Source organism: Enterobacter cloacae complex sp. 2024EL-00227 (assembly GCF_043945315.1).
Lineage (GTDB): Bacteria > Pseudomonadota > Gammaproteobacteria > Enterobacterales > Enterobacteriaceae > Enterobacter > Enterobacter roggenkampii.
Genome location: NZ_JBIMQP010000010.1, coordinates 113921 through 132672, shown reverse-complemented (window position 1 = coordinate 132672; position 18752 = coordinate 113921). Strand labels below are relative to the sequence as shown.

17 protein-coding genes and 1 other annotated feature are annotated in these 18752 nt (G+C 58.1%); of the genes, 12 read left to right on the top strand and 5 right to left on the bottom strand.

The genetic code is table 11. The annotated features are described in order from the left end of the window. The first annotated feature begins 28 nt into the window (after positions 1 to 28). Positions 29 to 2440: a DNA topoisomerase (ATP-hydrolyzing) subunit B gene (gyrB, locus tag ACHH0Z_RS17845; RefSeq protein WP_008500168.1), complete on the top strand. Its 2412-nt coding sequence runs from the start codon at positions 29 to 31 to the stop codon at positions 2438 to 2440. A 34-nt stretch (positions 2441 to 2474) separates the two neighbouring features. Here gyrB and ACHH0Z_RS17840 read toward each other — a convergent pair whose 3' ends face one another. Beyond that, on the bottom strand, positions 2475 to 3410 hold the full coding sequence (locus ACHH0Z_RS17840; RefSeq protein WP_045406857.1) for a LysR family transcriptional regulator: 936 nt from the start codon (positions 3408 to 3410) through the stop codon (positions 2475 to 2477). Positions 3411 to 3519: 109 nt separating this feature from the next. Here ACHH0Z_RS17840 and ACHH0Z_RS17835 point away from each other — a divergent pair, with 109 nt between their 5' ends. The 3 genes from ACHH0Z_RS17835 (at position 3520) to ACHH0Z_RS17825 (ending at position 6752) form a co-directional block, all read left to right on the top strand. Next, positions 3520 to 4545 (top strand): NAD(P)-dependent alcohol dehydrogenase, encoded by a 1026-nt coding sequence (locus tag ACHH0Z_RS17835; protein WP_045406862.1) that lies wholly within the window; start codon positions 3520 to 3522, stop codon positions 4543 to 4545. A gap of 114 nt (positions 4546 to 4659) precedes the next feature. After that, on the top strand, positions 4660 to 5472 hold the full coding sequence (gene yidA, locus ACHH0Z_RS17830) for a sugar-phosphatase (protein ID WP_008500165.1): 813 nt from the start codon (positions 4660 to 4662) through the stop codon (positions 5470 to 5472). A 50-nt stretch (positions 5473 to 5522) separates the two neighbouring features. After that, complete coding sequence (locus ACHH0Z_RS17825; protein WP_023326374.1) at positions 5523 to 6752, top strand: DUF3748 domain-containing protein; 1230 nt, start codon at positions 5523 to 5525, stop codon at positions 6750 to 6752. Here ACHH0Z_RS17825 and ACHH0Z_RS17820 read toward each other — a convergent pair. Continuing rightward, positions 6749 to 7081 (bottom strand): YceK/YidQ family lipoprotein, encoded by a 333-nt coding sequence (locus tag ACHH0Z_RS17820; protein ID WP_021242679.1) that lies wholly within the window; start codon positions 7079 to 7081, stop codon positions 6749 to 6751. The two genes, ACHH0Z_RS17825 and ACHH0Z_RS17820, sit on opposite strands and share 4 nt — an antisense overlap. Before the next feature lie 249 nt (positions 7082 to 7330). After that, positions 7331 to 7402 (top strand) — a sequence feature (ROSE (Repression Of Heat Shock gene Expression) occurs in the 5'-region of heat shock genes and acts as an RNA thermometer to modulate expression.). On the opposite strand from ACHH0Z_RS17820, the gene ibpA reads away from it, so the two are divergent. The 3 genes from ibpA (at position 7396) to ACHH0Z_RS17805 (ending at position 10205) form a co-directional block, all read left to right on the top strand. Further along, positions 7396 to 7806, top strand: coding sequence for a small heat shock chaperone IbpA (gene ibpA / locus ACHH0Z_RS17815; protein WP_008500162.1), 411 nt, complete (start codon positions 7396 to 7398; stop codon positions 7804 to 7806). (Overlaps the previous feature by 7 nt.) 136 nt (positions 7807 to 7942) lie before the next feature. Next, positions 7943 to 8371, top strand: coding sequence for a small heat shock chaperone IbpB (ibpB, locus tag ACHH0Z_RS17810; protein WP_008500161.1), 429 nt, complete (start codon positions 7943 to 7945; stop codon positions 8369 to 8371). A 172-nt stretch (positions 8372 to 8543) separates the two neighbouring features. After that, positions 8544 to 10205, top strand: coding sequence for a putative transporter (locus ACHH0Z_RS17805; protein WP_023293696.1), 1662 nt, complete (start codon positions 8544 to 8546; stop codon positions 10203 to 10205). Here the strand turns inward: ACHH0Z_RS17805 and ACHH0Z_RS17800 are convergent. After that, positions 10173 to 10919, bottom strand: coding sequence for a GntR family transcriptional regulator (locus ACHH0Z_RS17800; protein WP_032654308.1), 747 nt, complete (start codon positions 10917 to 10919; stop codon positions 10173 to 10175). The two genes, ACHH0Z_RS17805 and ACHH0Z_RS17800, sit on opposite strands and share 33 nt — an antisense overlap. Before the next feature lie 221 nt (positions 10920 to 11140). Between ACHH0Z_RS17800 and ACHH0Z_RS17795 the strand changes: the two genes are divergently transcribed. The 4 genes from ACHH0Z_RS17795 (at position 11141) to ACHH0Z_RS17780 (ending at position 14859) form a co-directional block, all read left to right on the top strand. Continuing rightward, positions 11141 to 12763 carry an alpha-glucoside-specific PTS transporter subunit IIBC gene (locus ACHH0Z_RS17795; protein WP_008500158.1) on the top strand — a complete coding sequence of 541 codons (1623 nt, stop codon included), beginning with the start codon at positions 11141 to 11143 and terminating at the stop codon, positions 12761 to 12763. Further along, entirely contained in the window at positions 12760 to 14082 is a 1323-nt protein-coding gene (locus tag ACHH0Z_RS17790) for a 6-phospho-alpha-glucosidase (RefSeq protein ID WP_045406865.1), read from the top strand. The genes ACHH0Z_RS17795 and ACHH0Z_RS17790 overlap by 4 nt, the downstream gene beginning before the upstream one ends. 92 nt (positions 14083 to 14174) lie before the next feature. Then, positions 14175 to 14522: a YidH family protein gene (locus tag ACHH0Z_RS17785; RefSeq protein ID WP_008500156.1), complete on the top strand. Its 348-nt coding sequence runs from the start codon at positions 14175 to 14177 to the stop codon at positions 14520 to 14522. Further along, on the top strand, positions 14512 to 14859 hold the full coding sequence (locus ACHH0Z_RS17780) for a DUF202 domain-containing protein (protein WP_021242685.1): 348 nt from the start codon (positions 14512 to 14514) through the stop codon (positions 14857 to 14859). The genes ACHH0Z_RS17785 and ACHH0Z_RS17780 overlap by 11 nt, the downstream gene beginning before the upstream one ends. A gap of 83 nt (positions 14860 to 14942) precedes the next feature. Here ACHH0Z_RS17780 and dsdA read toward each other — a convergent pair whose 3' ends face one another. Beyond that, a complete protein-coding gene (gene dsdA, locus ACHH0Z_RS17775) occupies positions 14943 to 16229 on the bottom strand; it encodes a D-serine ammonia-lyase (RefSeq protein ID WP_045406867.1) in 1287 nt (428 codons plus the stop codon). A 17-nt stretch (positions 16230 to 16246) separates the two neighbouring features. Next, complete coding sequence (gene dsdX / locus ACHH0Z_RS17770) at positions 16247 to 17584, bottom strand: D-serine transporter DsdX (protein ID WP_045406869.1); 1338 nt, start codon at positions 17582 to 17584, stop codon at positions 16247 to 16249. Positions 17585 to 17788: 204 nt separating this feature from the next. Between dsdX and dsdC the strand changes: the two genes are divergently transcribed. Then, positions 17789 to 18715, top strand: coding sequence for a DNA-binding transcriptional regulator DsdC (gene dsdC / locus ACHH0Z_RS17765; protein ID WP_039267106.1), 927 nt, complete (start codon positions 17789 to 17791; stop codon positions 18713 to 18715). Positions 18716 to 18752 lie beyond the last annotated feature (37 nt).

Genomic DNA, 18752 nt, shown 5'->3' with positions numbered 1-18752 from the left:
CCCAAGTTGAAATGAGCGAGAAACGTTGATGTCGAATTCTTATGACTCCTCCAGTATCAAAGTCCTGAAAGGGCTGGATGCGGTGCGTAAGCGCCCGGGTATGTATATCGGCGACACGGATGACGGCACCGGTCTGCACCACATGGTATTCGAGGTGGTAGATAACGCTATCGACGAAGCGCTCGCGGGTCACTGTAAAGACATCGTGGTCACCATCCATGCGGATAACTCCGTCTCCGTCACCGATGACGGCCGTGGTATCCCAACCGGTATTCACCCGGAAGAGGGCGTCTCCGCGGCGGAAGTGATCATGACCGTCCTGCACGCAGGCGGTAAGTTCGACGATAACTCCTATAAAGTTTCCGGCGGCCTGCACGGCGTAGGTGTTTCGGTAGTAAACGCCCTGTCGCAGAAGCTGGAGCTGGTTATCCAGCGCGAAGGCAAAATTCACCGCCAGCTTTACACGCACGGCGTGCCGCAGGCACCGCTGGCCGTTACTGGCGAAACCGACAAAACCGGTACCATGGTGCGTTTCTGGCCGAGCCTCGAAACCTTCACCAACGTCACCGAGTTCGAGTACGACATCCTGGCGAAACGCCTGCGTGAACTGTCGTTCCTGAACTCCGGCGTCTCGATTCGCCTGCGCGACAAACGCGACAACAAAGAAGACCACTTCCACTACGAAGGCGGTATCAAGGCGTTTGTTGAGTATCTGAACAAGAACAAAACGCCTATTCACCCGAATATCTTCTACTTCTCCACCGAAAAAGACGGCATCGGCGTTGAAGTGGCGCTGCAGTGGAACGACGGTTTCCAGGAAAACATCTACTGCTTTACCAACAACATTCCACAGCGTGACGGTGGTACCCACCTTGCAGGCTTCCGTGCGGCGATGACCCGTACCCTGAACGCCTACATGGACAAAGAAGGCTACAGCAAGAAAGCGAAAGTCAGCGCCACCGGTGACGATGCCCGTGAAGGCCTGATTGCCGTGGTTTCCGTGAAGGTGCCGGATCCGAAGTTCTCCTCACAGACCAAAGACAAGCTGGTCTCTTCCGAGGTGAAATCGGCGGTTGAGCAGCAGATGAACGAACTGCTGAGCGAATACCTGCTGGAAAACCCGTCCGACGCGAAAATCGTGGTGGGCAAAATTATTGATGCGGCGCGTGCCCGTGAAGCGGCGCGTAAAGCCCGTGAAATGACCCGTCGTAAAGGCGCGCTGGACTTAGCCGGCCTGCCGGGCAAGCTGGCTGACTGCCAGGAACGCGACCCGGCGCTGTCCGAACTGTACCTCGTGGAAGGGGACTCCGCGGGCGGTTCTGCGAAGCAGGGCCGTAACCGTAAGAACCAGGCGATTCTGCCGCTGAAGGGTAAAATCCTCAACGTTGAGAAAGCCCGTTTCGACAAGATGCTCTCTTCTCAGGAAGTGGCGACGCTCATCACCGCGCTGGGCTGCGGCATCGGCCGTGACGAGTACAACCCGGACAAACTGCGCTACCACAGCATCATCATCATGACCGATGCGGACGTCGACGGCTCGCACATTCGTACGCTGCTGTTGACCTTCTTCTATCGTCAGATGCCTGAAATCGTTGAGCGTGGTCACGTCTACATTGCCCAGCCGCCGCTGTACAAAGTGAAGAAAGGCAAGCAGGAACAGTACATCAAAGACGACGAAGCGATGGATCAGTACCAAATCGCAATCGCGCTTGATGGCGCGACCCTGCACGCGAACTCGCACGCCCCTGCACTGGCCGGTGAGCCGCTGGAGCGTCTGGTGTCCGAGTTCAACGCCACGCAGAAAATGATTACGCGTATGGAACGCCGTTATCCGAAAACGCTGCTGAAGGAGCTGGTTTATCAGCCAACCCTGACCGAAGCCGATCTGAGCAGCGAGCAGACCGTCACCCGCTGGGTGAACGCTCTGGTGACCGATCTGAACGAAAAAGAGCAGCACGGCAGCCAGTGGAAATGCGATGTTCAGCAGAACGCTGACGGGCAGTTCGAGCCGATCGTTCGCGTGCGTACCCACGGCGTCGACACCGACTACCCGCTGGAGCACGAGTTTGTCACCGGTCCGGAATACCGTCGTATCTGCACGCTCGGCGAGAAGCTGCGAGGCCTGATCGAAGACGATGCGTTCATCGAACGTGGCGAACGTCGTCAGCCGGTAGCCAGCTTCGAGCAGGCGCTGGACTGGCTGGTGAAAGAGTCCCGTCGCGGCCTCGCGATCCAGCGCTATAAAGGTCTGGGCGAAATGAACCCGGAGCAGCTGTGGGAAACCACCATGGATCCGGAAAGCCGCCGCATGCTGCGCGTGACCGTTAAGGACGCGATTGCTGCAGACCAGCTGTTCACGACCCTGATGGGCGATGCGGTTGAACCACGTCGTGCCTTCATCGAAGAGAACGCCCTGAAAGCGGCAAATATCGATATTTAATCGACGTGATACCGCACGATAACTGGCCGCGCGTTTAGCGCGGCTTTTTTATGGGCGCAGGCATATCCTGCGACAGCACTGACGGTAAGCGACTGGCGAGCGTATCGACGGCAATCCTCACCCTCAGCGGCAGGTGCGGCGTCTGCTGCCAGACGGCATGAACGTCAAAATGGACATCGGGCGCCTGTTTCAGGAGCGGGACGAGCTTTCCCTGATGAATTTCTTTAATGGCCATCCAGCAGGGGAGCCAGGCAATCCCGTGCCCGGCCAGCGCCGCGTCGCAGATGGCCTGCAAATCATCCATATTGAGCGATGAACGGGAAGTAAAGGTGTGCGAGGTCCCTTCGTTATCCATCAGTTGCCAGGGTAACACTCTGCCTGCGCGCAGATAGTTAATGGCCGTATGATGGGGTAAGTCAGCCACGCTTTGCGGCTGGCCTTTGTTCTGCAGATAATCCGGCGCAGCGCACAGCACCATGCGGTGTTCCCCTAGCTTTCTGGCGACCAGCATGCTGCTGTCCTGCAGCGTGCCGTTACGCACCGCCATATCAAACCCTTCCTCCACCAGATCCACCACGCGGTCGCTGAACGACATCTCAAGCTCAAGCCCGGGGTGTTCCTGCGCCAGTTCAATCAGCAGCGGCGCGACGCACTGGCGGCCAAACAGTACCGGCATGGCAACGCGCAGGCGGCCGCTGACCTGCTGTTTCCCCGTTTCAAGCAGCGACTCTGCGCCCCGAATTTCCTCCAGCGCACGCAGGCACCGTTCATAAAAAAGGGCGCCGTTATCGGTCAGGCTCTGGCTGCGGGTGGTGCGCTGAAACAGCCGTACCCCCAGTCGCTCCTCGAGACGAGCGATGCTTTTTCCTACCGCCGAGCGTGACAAATGCAGACGAATGGCGGCCTGTGCAAAGCTTCCCGCCTCTACGGCAGCGACAAAAACAGGGATATCCTTCAGCGTGTCGGTCATGAATTGTATCTTTTTTGGCGTCAATATAGAGAAAACTTATCGCCACTGGCGACCATGCGTCAACGGTAGACTGTCAGTACTAACGCTTACTTGATGGCCGGAGAAAAAAATGACAGAGACAATGCAACGCTGGACGATGAGCGCCCTCGGGCGCGAGAACCTCACGCTTATTCAGGAGCCCATTCCACAGCCCGGTCCGGGTGAAGTGCGCGTAAGGGTGAATGCCGTCGCGCTCAACTATCGCGACAAAATGGTGATAGAAGGCACGATGCCGATTCCGCTTTCCTTCCCGTTTACCCCGGCGTCTGACATGGCGGGCGTCGTCGACAGCGTTGGTGAAGGCGTCACGCGTTTCCAGCCCGGCGCGCGCGTTATCTCAACCTTCTTCCCGGAGTGGTTCGACGGTAAACCGCAGGCGGACGCGCGCAATTTGCCCTATAGAACGTCCGGCGGATACTTCCAGGGAATGCTGGCCGAGTACGTGATTGTGAAAGAAGACGCGCTGGCGGCATCGCCGGAAACCCTGGATGACGCAGAGGCCAGCACCTTACCCTGCGCGGGGCTTACCGCCTGGTTCGCACTGGTGGAACGCGGTCAGCTGCGCGCCGGGCAATCGGTGCTGGTACAAGGAACGGGCGGCGTGGCGATTTTCGCCCTGCAAATCGCAAAAGCGCACGGCGCAGAGGTCATTGTTACGTCCGGGAGCGATGAAAAGCTGGCGCTGGCCAAAAAGCTGGGGGCCAGCCAGGGCATCAACCGCCTGAAAGGTGACTGGGCTGAAGAGGCGCTGGCGCTGACTCAGGATCGCGGCATCGACCATATTATTGAAACCGTGGGGGGCGAGAACCTGAAGCACTCCCTGCGCGCCGTTGCCGTTCATGGACGTATCTCGGTCATTGGCGTGCTGGCCGGGTCTGACATTTCGCTCTCGGCTGGTGAACTGTTGCTGAAATCTCCCGTCATTCAGGGGATCGGCGTGGGGCACCGCCGGGCGCTGGAAGATTTCGTCCGCGCCGTGGATGTCACCGGGTTGAAACCCGTGATTGAGCATCGCTACCGTTTTAACGAGCTTAAACAGGCTCTTGAGCATCTGGATCGCGGTGCGTTTGGTAAAATCGTTCTCACCCGCGAGTAGGTCTTTGTTCCTCGGGATAGGCGTAAAAGGGGGCTTTTGTTGCGCAAGGTAGCTCTATTTTTGTGTGCTTAATCGCGTTAGCATGAGGCAGCACTCATTTATCCCGGGGAACTCATGGCTATCAAACTTATTGCAATCGATATGGACGGCACGCTGTTGCTGCCAGACCACACTATCTCTCCAGCCGTTAAGAACGCGATCGCCGCGGCACGCGCAAAGGGCGTGAATGTGGTCCTCACCACGGGGCGTCCGTATGCGGGCGTGCACAGCTACCTGAAAGAGCTGCACATGAATCAGCCCGGCGACTACTGCATTACCTATAACGGCGCGCTGGTGCAGAAAGCCGCGGATGGCAGTACGGTTGCGCAAACCGCGCTAAGCTACGATGACTACCGGTTCCTGGAAAAACTGTCCCGTGAGGTGGGTTCCCACTTCCACGCTCTCGATCGCAATACGCTTTACACCGCCAACCGTGATATCAGCTACTACACGGTACATGAATCCTACGTGGCGACCATTCCGCTGGTGTTCTGTGAAGCCGAGAAGATGGATCCGGCCACCCAGTTCCTGAAAGTGATGATGATCGACGAGCCGGAGATCCTGGATAAAGCGATTGCGCGCATTCCGGCCGAAGTGAAAGAGAAATACACCGTGCTGAAAAGTGCGCCGTACTTCCTTGAAATCCTCGATAAACGCGTCAATAAAGGCACTGGCGTGAAATCGCTGGCCGACGCGCTGGGCATCAAGCCGGACGAAATCATGGCGCTGGGCGATCAGGAAAACGACATCGCGATGATTGAATTCGCGGGCATGGGCGTAGCGATGGATAACGCTATTCCGTCGGTGAAAGAAGTGGCTAATTTTGTCACCAAATCCAACCTCGAAGACGGCGTGGCTTACGCCATTGAGAAGTTTGTGCTGAACTAAACACCCGCTTGCGATACCCTGATGCGATAACTGCGCATCAGGGTATCCTCATGAAACAAATCACCTTCGCTTCCCGCAACCACCAGCTTACTAACATCAATACCTGGACGCCGGACAGCCAGTGGCTGGTCTATGACGTGCGCCCGTCAGGTGCATCGTTCACCGGTGAAACCATCGAGCGGGTTAATGTTGTTACGGGCGAGGTCGAGGTGATTTATCGCGCTACTGACGGTGCGCACGTTGGCGTGGTGACCGTTCATCCCGCGCAGGAGAAATACGTTTTTATCCACGGCCCGAAAAACCCGGATGCGGACTGGCACTACGATTTTCATCATCGCCAGGGGGTAATTGCGCATCACGGGCAGGTGAGCAATCTGGACGCAATGGATATCACTTCACCGTTCACCCCGGGCGCGCTGCGCGGCGGCAGCCACGTCCATGTCTTTAGCCCGAACGGCCAGCTTGTCAGCTTTACCTATAACGACCACGTGCTGCACGTGCGCGATGCGAAGCTTGATTTACGCAACGTCGGCGTGGCAGCGCCTTATGGCCCGGTGAATCCGCCGGGAAACCATCCTCGTGAATACCCGGGGACTTACTGGAGCGTGCTGGTCAGCCGCACGACGCCCAACCCGCAGCCGGGCAGCGACGAAATTAACCGCGCCTACGAAGAGGGCTGGGTGGGCAACGACAGACTGGCGTTTATCGGCGATACCCTGTCTGCAACGGGCGAGAAAGTGCCTGAACTGTTTATTGTTAACCTACCAGAAGATGAACAGAGCTGGAAACGCGCGGGCGATGCGCCGCTTCAGGGCACCGCAGAGACCCTGCCAGCCCCGCCTGCTGGGGTGAAGCAGCGTCGTTTGACCTTTACGCATCAAAGGGCCTATCCGGGCCTGGTGAACGTGCCGCGTCACTGGGTTCGCAGCAACCCGGAGGGGACACAGGTCGCGTTTCTGATGCGCGACGATAACGGCATTGTGCAGCTGTGGCTGATCTCACCTGAAGGCGGCGAGCCGCGCCAGCTGACGCGTAACGGGAGCGATATTCAGTCTGCGTTTAACTGGCATCCGGCGGGTGATCGGCTGGGGTTTGTGCTCGAAAACCGGATCGCCTGCTGTGACGCGCAGACCGGACAGGTGACGTTTTTGACGTCCGATCACGGCAATCCGCCGTCTGCGGATGCCGTCGTATTTTCCCCGGACGGGCGCTTTATTGCGTGGATGGAAGAGACGGACGGTTTCCGTCAGCTCTGGTTAGCGGAAACCGCGCAGAACTAGCGCGGCGGCATCTCTGCGGGCGGAATGACGGCGTTTGTCGCCAGATTTTCCTGCTCGCTTTTCTCTACCCGTGAGCGCACGGAGTCGTCCTTACGGAATAAATCCCACGGCAGCAGAAGCGTGTCCGCCACAGCCGTAAACGGCATATCCAGGATAACCAGGGATTTGGTGCCCCAGTTTGTATCGTCATCGGAGATCATCGCCGCGCTGGCGCGCGTCCCCGGATATGTTCCTTCTTTACCGCCGGTGTGAGACATCACGCTCGAACACCCGCAAAGTAAAACTACCCCGCTGAACGTCGTCAGCTTTATCAGAACATTTTTCATCATCACTCAGTCATCGTTAATGGCACTGCATAGACCTGCAACTCAGGGTTATAGCGAGCCTTATCCAAAATGGATAGCCCGATAACCCCGCACTGTGGCAGCCATCGCAATTTAACCCTTTGTGCTGTTGTCCCAGTCTATGCGAGATGCAGGAAAGTGCAAAAAAAAGTGCAGTTGTCATGCTTGAAAAGCCCGGTTGCAGACCCATTTTAAGAATACGACCCGATAACGAACTCGCCTGATGGGTGTTCGGGGGGCGTCAAGGCCTGTCCATGGTGGAAGGCTTACTTTTCTCGCTGATTTCAGGAGTTTTATTTATGCGTAACTTCGATCTTTCTCCGCTATACCGTTCTGCAATTGGTTTTGACCGCCTGTTTAACCATTTAGAAAATAACCAAAGCCAGAGCAACGGCTACCCTCCATACAATGTTGAGCTGGTTGACGAAAACCACTACCGCATCGCCATTGCCGTCGCCGGTTTTGCAGAAAACGAACTGGAGATCACCGCGCAGGACAACCTGCTGGTGGTGAAAGGTTCCCATACGGCCGAGCAGAAAGAACGTACCTACCTTTACCAGGGCATCGCTGAGCGCAACTTTGAACGCAAGTTCCAGTTAGCCGAGAACATTCACGTGAAAGGCGCGAACCTGGTCAACGGCCTGCTGTTTATCGAACTGGAACGTGTGATTCCGGAAGAGAAAAAACCGCGTCGTATCGAAATTAACTAATTATGCGGGTCGCGCGAGCGGCCCACCCAGACTTGCTTGCCGTAACGGGAGCATATGCGAATCCATCAGGATTTGCAGGAACAACTGCGCACAACATTAAACTGTGCCGAACTCGCTTCTCAGAAGGAGATTTAGTATGCGTAACTACGATTTATCCCCCTTACTTCGTCAGTGGATTGGTTTTGACAAACTGGCTAATGCCCTGCAAAACACCGCCGAGCAACAGACGTTTCCGCCGTACAACATCGAAAAAAGCGACGATAACCACTATCGCATCACCCTGGCGCTGGCTGGCTTCCGTCAGGAGGATCTGGATATTCAGCTCGAAGGCACGCGTTTGACCGTGAAAGGTACGCCGGAGAAACAAGAGACCGAGACCAAATGGCTACATCAAGGGCTCGTTAATCAGCCGTTTAGCCTGAGCTTTACCCTGGCAGACCATATGGACGTCTCCGGCGCAACGTTTACCAACGGGCTGCTGCATATTGACCTGACCCGTAACGTACCGGAAGCCATCGCGCCGCAGCGTATCGCCATTAGCGACCGGCCGGCGTTGAATAGTTAACAAGCCCGCCGAACCTGTAGGTCGGGTAAGGCGCAGCCGCCACCCGACACCGCTCACAGACCGCACAAGGCCCTGCCCCGGCAGGGCTTTTTTGTGCGCCATCGCCCATACAACCGCCCACGGCTCTGAGAGAATCCTTAGCATAACTAAGGTTATGCCAAGGAAGTGGATCATGAGTGATATCGCGTTAACCGTCAGCGTGTTGGCCCTGGTCGCTGTTGTTGGCCTGTGGATAGGGAATATCAAAATCCGCGGCGTCGGGTTTGGGATAGGCGGGGTGCTGTTTGGCGGCATTTTTGTTGGCCACTTTGCCGACCAGCTCGGGCTGGTGCTGAGCGCCGAAATGCTCCACTTTACCCAGGAGTTCGGCCTGATCCTGTTCGTCTATACCATCGGGATTCAGGTGGGGCCGGGTTTTTTCGCCTCTCTTCGTGTCTCCGGCTTACGGCTCAACCTGTTTGCTCTCGGCATTGTGGTGATGGGCGGGCTGGTCACCGCCATTCTGCATAAAATCTTTGCTATCCCGCTGCCCGTGGTGCTGGGCATTTTCTCCGGGGCGGTCACCAACACGCCTGCGCTCGGCGCGGGGCAGCAAATCCTGCGAGATTTGGGCATCGAACCCGGCATCGTTGACCAGATGGGGATGAGCTACGCCATGGCCTATCCGTTTGGTATTTGCGGCATTCTGCTCTCCATGTGGCTGGTCCGCGTCCTGTTTCGCATTAACGTCGATAAAGAGGCGAAGGACCACGAAACCACGCTCACCAACGGCCATATGCCGATCAAAACCATCAACATTCGGGTCGATAACCCCAACCTGAACAATATGGCGATTCAGGACGTGCCGATCCTGAACAGCGCCAATATTATCTGCTCGCGCCTCAAGCGCGACGATATGCTGATGGTGCCTGCCCCCGGCACCATTATTCAGCAAGGCGATCTGCTGCACCTGGTGGGCCAGCCTGGCGATTTGAACAATGCCCGTCTGGTGATTGGTCAGGAAGTGGATACCTCGCTCTCAACGCGCGGCACCGATATGCGCGTTGAACGCGTTGTGGTGACCAACGAGCACGTCCTTGGCAAAAAAATACGCGATCTGCAGGTAAAAGAGCGTTATGACGTCGTGATCTCCCGCCTTAACCGTGCGGGTGTCGAGCTGGTCGCCAGCCCGGAGGCCAGCCTGCAGTTCGGGGATATCCTCAACCTGGTTGGGCGCCCGTCTTCCATCGACGCCGTCGCGGATATGGTGGGTAACGCCCAGCAGAAACTGCAGCAGGTGCAGATGCTACCGGTGTTCATCGGTATCGGGCTCGGCGTGCTGCTCGGCTCCATCCCGCTGTACGTGCCGGGCTTCCCGGTGGCGCTCAAGCTGGGCCTGGCGGGCGGGCCGCTGATTATGGCGCTGATCCTCGGGCGTATCGGCTGCATCGGTAAGCTCTACTGGTTTATGCCGCCAAGCGCTAACCTGGCGCTGCGCGAGCTGGGCATCGTGCTGTTCCTCGCAGTGGTCGGGCTGAAGTCCGGCGGGGATTTCGTCGACACCCTGATCAAGGGCGAAGGGATGAGCTGGGTCGGCTACGGCATCTTTATCACGGCGATCCCGCTGCTGACGGTGGGCATACTGGCGCGGATGTTCGCCAAAATGAACTACCTGACGCTGTGCGGCATGCTGGCGGGCTCCATGACCGATCCGCCCGCGCTGGCCTTTGCCAATAACCTGCACACCACCAGCGGCGCGGCCGCGCTCTCCTATGCCACCGTCTACCCGCTGGTGATGTTCCTGCGCATCATCACCCCGCAGCTACTGGCGGTGCTGTTCTGGGGGATGAGCTAGTAAATCTTCCGGGTGGATGCGCCGCAGATGGTAGTCCACCTGGTAATCACTGGTATTTCGGAACATCACGGAATAGTTGAGGAACTCGCCGCTGTCGCTGTAGGAAAGGGAGGTGATACGCAGCAGCGGCGTCTGTTCCGGCAGATTCATATAACCCGCCAGCTGCTTATCGGCCAGCACCGGCGTCAGGCTCTCGTAGTTGCCGCTGATGGTGATCCCGCACTCCTTCTCGATGTAATCAAACTTTGACCCTTCAAGATGCGCCAGCGACAGATTGCGAAACAGCTTCACCGGCATAAAGCTGTCCTCCAGCATCAGCGGTTTTCCGTCCACGTAGCGCACCCGCCGGGAAAAGTAGATCCGCTCATCCACCTGAATTCGCAGCTGGCTGGCGATGGCGGGCGGGGCGGGCATCACTTCAAACTGCAGCACCTTGCTCTGCACCTCTTTTCCCTGCTGACGCAACACTTCCACCAGCCCGGTCAGGTTGGTGGTTTCGTGGTGAACGTCTTTGCGCGCCACAAACGTGCCGCTGCCGTGCCGCCGTTCAACCAGCCCCCAGCTCACCAGCAGATCCAGCGCCTTGCGGATGGTCATTCGCGCCACGCCAAACTCCTGCGCCAGCGCTTTCTCGCCCGGCAGCGGACTGCCGATGTTGTAGTCCGATGAATTCAGCCGCAGCCGCAATCTGTCAGCAATGGATTTGTAGATCACCAGTAGACCTCTCTGCCCTTATCAGGGCGTGGATGGCGTCCTGACATGTCCATATTTACCGTAAAAAGTAGACCTGATTGGTCAAAATAAAACCATGAATGCGATCACGAATCGCAGCGGCACGCCATGTTCGCGCATCAGTAAGTTCTTATGCTCACCTCAGGCCAGCAAAAAACCATAAAGGCCTCTACCCCTACAGGTTGTTTCATGAGGATTTAAAAATGCTCAGTCAAATACAACGTTTTGGCGGTGCCATGTTTACCCCGGTGTTGCTGTTTCCGTTCGCCGGGATCGTGGTGGGAATCGCCATCATGCTTCGCAACCCGCTGTTTGTCGGCGAAGCCTTAACGGCCCCCGATCATCTTTTCGCGCAGATTGTTCACATCATTGAAGAGGGCGGCTGGGCGGTGTTCCGCAATATGCCGCTGATTTTTGCCGTCGGCCTGCCGATTGGCCTGGCGAAGCAGGCCCAGGGCCGCGCCTGTCTGGCGGTGCTGATTAGCTTCCTGACCTGGAATTACTTCATCAACGCGATGGGGATGACCTGGGGCCACTTCTTCGGCGTCGACTTCTCCGCCGAACCGACGGCGGGAAGCGGGCTGGCGATGATTGCCGGGATTAAAACGCTCGATACCAGCATCATCGGCGCCATCGTGATTTCAGGCATCGTTACCGCCATCCACAACCGCTATTTTGACAAGCCGCTGCCGGTGTTTCTGGGGATTTTCCAGGGCAGCTCGTTTGTCGTTATCCTCGCGTTCTTCGTCATGATCCCCTGCGCCTGGCTGACGCTGCTGGGCTGGCCGAAAGTGCAGATGGGCATCGAGTCCCTGCAGGCGTTCCTGCGCTCTGCCGGTGCGCTGGGCGTATGGGTGTATACCTTCCTGGAACGCATTCTGATCCCAACCGGATTGCACCACTTCGTCTACGGTCCGTTCATCTTTGGCCCGGCGGCGGTGGAAGGCGGGATTCAGGTCTACTGGGCGCAGCACCTGCAGGAGTTCAGCCAGAGCACCCTGCCGCTGAAAACCCTTTTCCCGGAAGGCGGGTTCGCGCTGCACGGCAACTCCAAAGTGTTTGGCTCGGTCGGGATTGCGCTGGCGATCTGGTACACCGCGTCGCCGGAAAACCGCGTCAAGGTCGCGGGGCTGCTGGTCCCGGCCACGCTTACCGCGGTGCTGGTGGGTATTACCGAACCGCTCGAATTTACCTTCCTGTTTATCTCGCCGCTGCTGTTTGCCGTTCACGCCGTGCTGGCGGCCACCATGGCAACGGTGATGTACACCTTCGGCGTGGTCGGGAACATGGGCGGCGGCCTGCTGGACCAGTTCCTGCCGCAAAACTGGATCCCGATGTTCCACAACCACGCCGCGACGGTGTTCACCCAGATCGGCATTGGCGTCTGCTTTACCGGAGTTTACTTCGTGGTCTTCAAAACGCTGATTGCGCGTCTGAACCTGAAAACCCCGGGCCGGGAAGAGAGCGAAATCAAGCTCTACAGCAAGGCCGACTATAAGGCGGCGCGCGGGCAAACCACCGCTCCGGCCGCGGCCAGCCAGCAGGTCGGGCAGGCAGCCGGGTTCCTGCAGGCGCTGGGCGGCGCGGCCAACATCGAAAGCATCAACAACTGCGCCACCCGCCTGCGCATCGCCCTGGTCGATATGGCGAAAACACAAAGCGATGACGTCTTCAAAGCCCTCGGCGCCCACGGCGTGGTGCGACGCGGCAACGGCATTCAGGTGATTGTCGGCCTGCACGTTCCTCAGGTGCGCGACCAGCTGGAATCGCTGATGAAAACCCCCTTAACGAATGAACAAACCACCCTGACAGAGGCTATATCATGAAAAAATTCTCAGTTGTCATTGCAGGCGGCGGCAGCACCTTTACGCCTGGTATCGTCCTGATGCTGTTAGCCAACCGTGACCGTTTCCCGCTGCGCGCCCTGAAGTTCTATGACAACGACGGCGCGCGTCAGGAGACCATCGCCGAAGCGTGCAAAATCATCCTTAAGGAGCAGGCGCCGGAAATTGAATTCAGCTACACCACCGATCCGAAAGCGGCGTTTAGCGATGTGGATTTCGTGATGGCGCATATCCGCGTGGGCAAATATCCAATGCGCGAAAAAGATGAAAAAATCCCGCTGCGCCACGGCGTGCTGGGCCAGGAAACCTGCGGCCCGGGCGGGATCGCCTACGGCATGCGCTCTATCGGCGGCGTGCTGGAGCTGGTGGATTACATGGAGCAGTACTCTCCGAACGCGTGGATGCTGAACTACTCCAACCCGGCGGCGATTGTTGCGGAGGCCACGCGCCGCCTGCGTCCGAACGCCAAAATTCTCAACATCTGCGATATGCCGATCGGTATTGAAGGGCGCATGGCGCAGATTGTCGGCCTGAAGGACCGCAAAGAGATGCGCGTGCGCTACTATGGCCTGAACCACTTCGGCTGGTGGACGTCGATTGAAGATCTCAACGGCAACGATCTGATGCCGAAACTGCGCGAATACGTGGCGAAACACGGCTATGTACCGCCGTCAGACGATGCGCACACCGAGGCGAGCTGGAACGATACCTTCGCCAAAGCCAAAGACGTGCAGGCGCTGGATCCGGACACCATGCCGAACACCTATCTGAAGTATTACCTGTTCCCGGACTACGTGGTCGCGCATTCCAACCCGGAGCGTACCCGCGCCAATGAAGTGATGGATCACCGTGAGAAGCACGTGTTCAGTTCATGCCGGGCGATTATCGAAGCAGGTCATTCTTCTGCCGGTGAACTGGAAATCGACGAACACGCATCGTACATCGTCGATCTGGCGACCGCGATTGCCTTTAATACCCAGGAACGCATGCTGCTGATTGTGCCTAACAACGGGGCTATCCATAATTTTGACGCCGACGCGATGGTGGAGATCCCGTGCCTGGTGGGCCATAAGGGACCGGAGCCGCTCACGGTGGGCGATATTCCACACTTCCAGAAAGGGCTGATGAGCCAGCAGGTGGCGGTGGAAAAACTGGTGGTGGATGCCTGGGAGCAGCGCTCGTACCAGAAACTCTGGCAGGCGATTACCCTGTCGAAAACCGTGCCGAGCGCGTCCGTCGCGAAAGCGATTCTGGATGACCTGATCGAGGCCAACAAAGAGTACTGGCCAGCGCTGCACTGATCGTCCTGACCGGCATCGCCCGATGCCGGTCTCCTTGTCCTTGTCGATTTACGCTATGCTGAAGCCTGCCCGTAGCTCGACAAGGAACCTTCATGAAAATTTCCCGCCTCGGCGAAGCGCCGGACTACCGCTTCTCGCTGGCTAATGAACGCACGTATTTAGCGTGGATCCGCACCGCGCTGGGATTCCTTGCCGCCGGGGTGGGGCTCGACCAGCTCGCGCCTGATTTCGCCACGCCGTTGATTCGCGAGGTGCTGGCGCTGCTGCTGTGCCTCTTCGCGGGCGTGCTGGCGATTTACGGCTACCTGCGCTGGCTGCGCAATGAGAAGGCGATGCGTCTGAAGCAGGATCTGCCCTATACGCGTGGGTTACTCATCATCAGCGCGATTTTGCTGGCGGTGGCGGGCGTGGTGATGGGGCTGGTGTTCTATGGCGGATAGCCGCAAAGCGCGACGCGAAGCGGACCCCGGCCTGCAGCCGGAGCGGACGTCACTGGCGTGGCTGCGCACGCTGCTGGGATATGGCGCGCTGATTGCCCTGGCGATTAAGCACAACTGGCACCGCACCGGGGTGCCGTTCTGGATCTCGCTTGTTGTGCTGGCGCTGGTGGCAATCGTTTTATGGCGCTATACCCGCAGCCGTAACCTGATGGACGTAGCGCAGGACGACTTTGTGCAGCCGAAGGCGGTGCGGGATAAGTTCCTCATCGCCCTGGCCGTGCTGTCGCTGTCTTTACTCTTCGCAGTGACTCACATTCAGCAAATTGTGAGCTTTTAAAGCCCGGTGGCGGCTACGCCTTACCGGGCCTACAACTGCCGCGAACCGTAGGCCGGGTAAGGCGCAGCCGCCACCCGGCAGAATTACTGCCCTTTAGCCAGATACTTCGCCATCTCGTCTTCCGGCACCATGCCGCCGCCGGTCGCCCACACCAGGTGGGTAACGCTGGCATCTGAAGGCACGCGCAGCGGTCCGGCCATGCCCGCCAGCGCGGACGGTTCCAGCCGAATGCCTTCCTCCTGCGCCAGCCAGCCGAGCATGTCGTACATGCTCTGATCGGAAAGCGTATAGAACCCGTCGAGCAGGCGCTCCATCGCGCGGCCCACGAAGCCGGAGGCGCGTCCTACCGCCAGCCCGTCCGCCGCCGTCACGTTATCAATGCCCAGGTCCTGCACCGCGATCTCATCGTGCAGGCCGGTGTAAACGCCCAGCAGCATGCACGGGGAGTGCGTGGGCTCTGCGAAGAAGCAGTGAACGTTATCGCCAAAGGCCAGCTTCAGGCCAAACGCCACGCCGCCAGGGCCGCCGCCGACGCCGCACGGCAGGTAGACGTACAGCGGATGATCGGCATCCACCACGCGGCCCTGAGCGGCAAACTGTGCTTTCAGGCGCTCGCCCGCCACCGCGTAGCCCAGGAACAGGGTGCGGGAGTTTTCATCGTCAATGAAGAAGCAGTTCGGATCGCTTTCCGCCGCTTTGCGTCCCTGCTCCACCGCCACGCCGTAATCCTGTTCATATTCCACGACGATGACGCCGTGGCTGCGCAGTTTGGCTTTTTTCCACTCGCGGGCGTCGGCGGACATATGTACCGTCACCTTAAAGCCGATGCGGGCGCTCATGATGCCGATGGACATCCCCAGGTTGCCGGTTGAGCCTACCGCAATGCTGTACTGGCTGAAGAAGTCCTTAAAGCGCGGCTCCAGCAGGATGCTGTAGTCGTCTTCAACGCTCAGCAACCCGGCGTCCAGCGCCAGTTTTTCCGCGTGGGTCAGCACCTCATAGATACCGCCGCGCGCTTTAATCGAGCCGGAGATTGGCAAATGGCTGTCTTTTTTCAGCAGCAGCGTGCCGGGAATGGATTTGCCAGATTCTTTCTCCAGCCGCGCCCGCATTGCCGGGATGGCGACCAGGTCGGATTCAATAATCCCGCCCGTTGCGGCCGTCTCCGGGAAGGCTTTCGCCAGATATGGCGCGAAGCGTTTGAGGCGCGCATGCGCATCGTCCACGTCGGCTTTGGTCAGCCCGACATAGGGCAGCCCTTCTTCAAGCGTGGTGGTGTTCGGGTTAAGCCAGGTGGTTTCTTTCAGGGCAATCAGATCCTCAACCAGAGGAAACTGTGCGGTTAAAGTGGTGATAGTTGCGTTTTCCATAATACGTCTCTTCGCGCTCAGATAATGAAAGAAAGCAGGAATGTGCCGCCAAGTGCAAGCACCGAGGCGATAAACGTCGCCGTCGTATAGTATTTGAAGGTCTCATTCAGGGTCGCGCCGCAGTATTGCTTCACCAGCCAGAAGAGGGAATCGGTCACGATCGTGCAGCCAATGGCGCCGGAACCGATGGCAATGGTGATGATCTCCGGGCTGACGTTCGGGTAGAGCGGTAGCATCGGCGCGACGATGGCCGTGGCGCCCATCATCGCGACCGTCGCGGAGCCAACGGCGGCATGCAGCACCAGCGCCACCAGCCAGGCGAGCAGGATAGGGTGCATGTGCAGGTTCGAGAGAATATGCGCCAGCGAGTCCGCCAGTCCGCTGGTTTTCAGGATGGCGTTGAACGCGCCGCCCGCGCCGATAATCAGCAAAATGTTGGCGATAGAGCCAAAGCCGTGCTCCGTATGGGTCAGCATCGCGCCCATGCCCATGTGCTGGCGGATCCCCAGCAGGTAGTAGGCGACAAACACGGCGATAAACATCGCGGTGATCGGGTTGCCGATAAACTCCAGCAGCGTATACAGCGTGCCGTCTTTTGACATATTCAGTTCGGCGATGGTCTTCACCAGCATCAGGGCAATCGGCAACAGCACCGTAAACAGCGTGGCGCCCAGCGACGGCAGGGTATGCTCCTCCCGCACCTTCAGGTCTGAAAATTCCGCCGGAACCGGTTTAAACGGCAGACGATTGTCGAGCAGCTTCAGGAACAGCGGGCCGCCGACCAGAGAGGCCATTAGGCCCACCAGCAGGCCGTAGACGATTACCGTCCCAACGTCCGCCCCTAATTTATTGGTCACAAACAGCGCGGCCGGATGCGGCGGCACCACGCAGTGCACCGCCATCAGCGCGGTACAAAGCGGAATGGCCAGCTTGAGCAGCGACGTGTGGGTCTTTTTGGCGATGGAAAACGCCAGCGGGATCAGCAGGACCACGCCCACTTCCACGAACAACGTAATGCCGCAGATCAGGCCCACCAGCACCATAATAACGTCTGCTGACAGCCAGCGGCAGCGCTGCAACGTAATCCCGATGCGCTCTGCCGCGCCGGAAACCTCCATCATCTTGCCGAGAATGGTCCCAAGACCAATCACGGCCGCCAGGAAGCCCAGCGTGCCGCCAATCCCGCTCTCAATGGCGTTTACCATATCCAGCGGGCTCATTCCCATCATTGCGCCGACGAAAAAGCTCGCCAGCAGCAGCGCGAGGAACGGGTGAAACTTCAGCTTAACGATGGTTAAAACAATCAACACAATGCTGACCAGCAGCGTTGCCACAACCCAGACCTGAGATCCCATATCTCACCTCACCCTTATGTCATCTGGGGGTATTGGACGAAAAAGCGGCGTGGGCTGACAAACGATATAAATTGGCGTTCAGGTGAGCCAGATTGAATCAACTGAGTGACTGCGCTCTAAAAAACGCACTTAATCCGCATTAGGTTCACATAAATTCACCCATGAACGGTATGCTGGGCGCAGAAAACACGCGTGAGAATTGTGATGACCGATGCAAATGAAGCCAGAAACCGACTATTAAACGGCTGGCAGCTGTCGAAAATGTACACCTTTGAAGTGGCGGCCCGGCATGAATCCTTCGCGCTGGCGGCGGAGGAGCTGTCGCTCAGCCCCAGCGCGGTGAGCCACCGCATCAACCTGCTGGAAGAGGAGCTGGGTATTCAGCTGTTTGTCCGTTCGCACCGTAAAGTCGAGCTGACGCAGGAGGGAAAGCGCGTTTACTGGACGCTAAAATCGTCCCTCGACACCCTGAATCAGGAGATCCTGGACATCAAAAACCAGGCGCTGTCCGGCACGCTGACGGTCTACTCCCGGCCGTCGATCGCTCAGTGCTGGCTGGTACCCATGCTGGGCGACTTTACCCGCCGCTATCCGTCAATATCGCTTACCGTCCTTACCGGCAATGATTACGTCAATATGCAGCGAACGGGCGTCGATCTGGCGCTCTATTTCGACGATAAGCCGCCAAACCATCTGTCTCATCACTTCCTGATGGACGAAGAGATTTTGCCCGTCTGCTCGCCGCAGTATGCCCGCGAGCATGAGCTGCTGAAAAACCCCGATAACCTTAGCCACTGCACGCTGCTGCATGACCGTCAGGCCTGGAGCAATGATTCCGGTACGGATGAGTGGCTGAGCTGGGCGCAGCACTTTGCGGTGAATATGCCGCCATCGTCGGGCATTGGTTTCGATCGTTCGGACTTAGCGATTATTGCGGCCATCAACCACGTCGGCGTCGCGATGGGCAGAAAGCGGCTGGTGCAAAAACGGCTTGAACGGGGCGAACTGATCGCCCCGTTTGGTGACAAGACCCTGAAATGCCATCAGCACTACTATGTTTCGACGCTTTCGGGCCGACAGTGGCCGAAAATAGACGCCTTTATCGGCTGGCTGAGAGAACTGGCAGGTTGAAGAATTATTACGCTTTCGCGCTACACCAAATGTGAAA

Coding starts and splice junctions, on each gene's coding strand:
- ACHH0Z_RS17780 (WP_021242685.1), top strand. CDS start 14,512: ATGGCGGATAGCCGCAAAGCGCGACGCGAAGCGGACCCCGGCCTGCAG.
- ACHH0Z_RS17785 (WP_008500156.1), top strand. CDS start 14,175: ATGAAAATTTCCCGCCTCGGCGAAGCGCCGGACTACCGCTTCTCGCTG.
- ACHH0Z_RS17840 (WP_045406857.1), bottom strand. CDS start 3,410: ATGACCGACACGCTGAAGGATATCCCTGTTTTTGTCGCTGCCGTAGAG.
- ACHH0Z_RS17795 (WP_008500158.1), top strand. CDS start 11,141: ATGCTCAGTCAAATACAACGTTTTGGCGGTGCCATGTTTACCCCGGTG.
- dsdA (WP_045406867.1), bottom strand. CDS start 16,229: ATGGAAAACGCAACTATCACCACTTTAACCGCACAGTTTCCTCTGGTT.
- dsdC (WP_039267106.1), top strand. CDS start 17,789: ATGACCGATGCAAATGAAGCCAGAAACCGACTATTAAACGGCTGGCAG.
- dsdX (WP_045406869.1), bottom strand. CDS start 17,584: ATGGGATCTCAGGTCTGGGTTGTGGCAACGCTGCTGGTCAGCATTGTG.
- ACHH0Z_RS17835 (WP_045406862.1), top strand. CDS start 3,520: ATGACAGAGACAATGCAACGCTGGACGATGAGCGCCCTCGGGCGCGAG.
- ACHH0Z_RS17805 (WP_023293696.1), top strand. CDS start 8,544: ATGAGTGATATCGCGTTAACCGTCAGCGTGTTGGCCCTGGTCGCTGTT.
- ACHH0Z_RS17790 (WP_045406865.1), top strand. CDS start 12,760: ATGAAAAAATTCTCAGTTGTCATTGCAGGCGGCGGCAGCACCTTTACG.
- yidA (WP_008500165.1), top strand. CDS start 4,660: ATGGCTATCAAACTTATTGCAATCGATATGGACGGCACGCTGTTGCTG.
- ibpB (WP_008500161.1), top strand. CDS start 7,943: ATGCGTAACTACGATTTATCCCCCTTACTTCGTCAGTGGATTGGTTTT.
- gyrB (WP_008500168.1), top strand. CDS start 29: ATGTCGAATTCTTATGACTCCTCCAGTATCAAAGTCCTGAAAGGGCTG.
- ACHH0Z_RS17820 (WP_021242679.1), bottom strand. CDS start 7,081: ATGATGAAAAATGTTCTGATAAAGCTGACGACGTTCAGCGGGGTAGTT.
- ibpA (WP_008500162.1), top strand. CDS start 7,396: ATGCGTAACTTCGATCTTTCTCCGCTATACCGTTCTGCAATTGGTTTT.
- ACHH0Z_RS17825 (WP_023326374.1), top strand. CDS start 5,523: ATGAAACAAATCACCTTCGCTTCCCGCAACCACCAGCTTACTAACATC.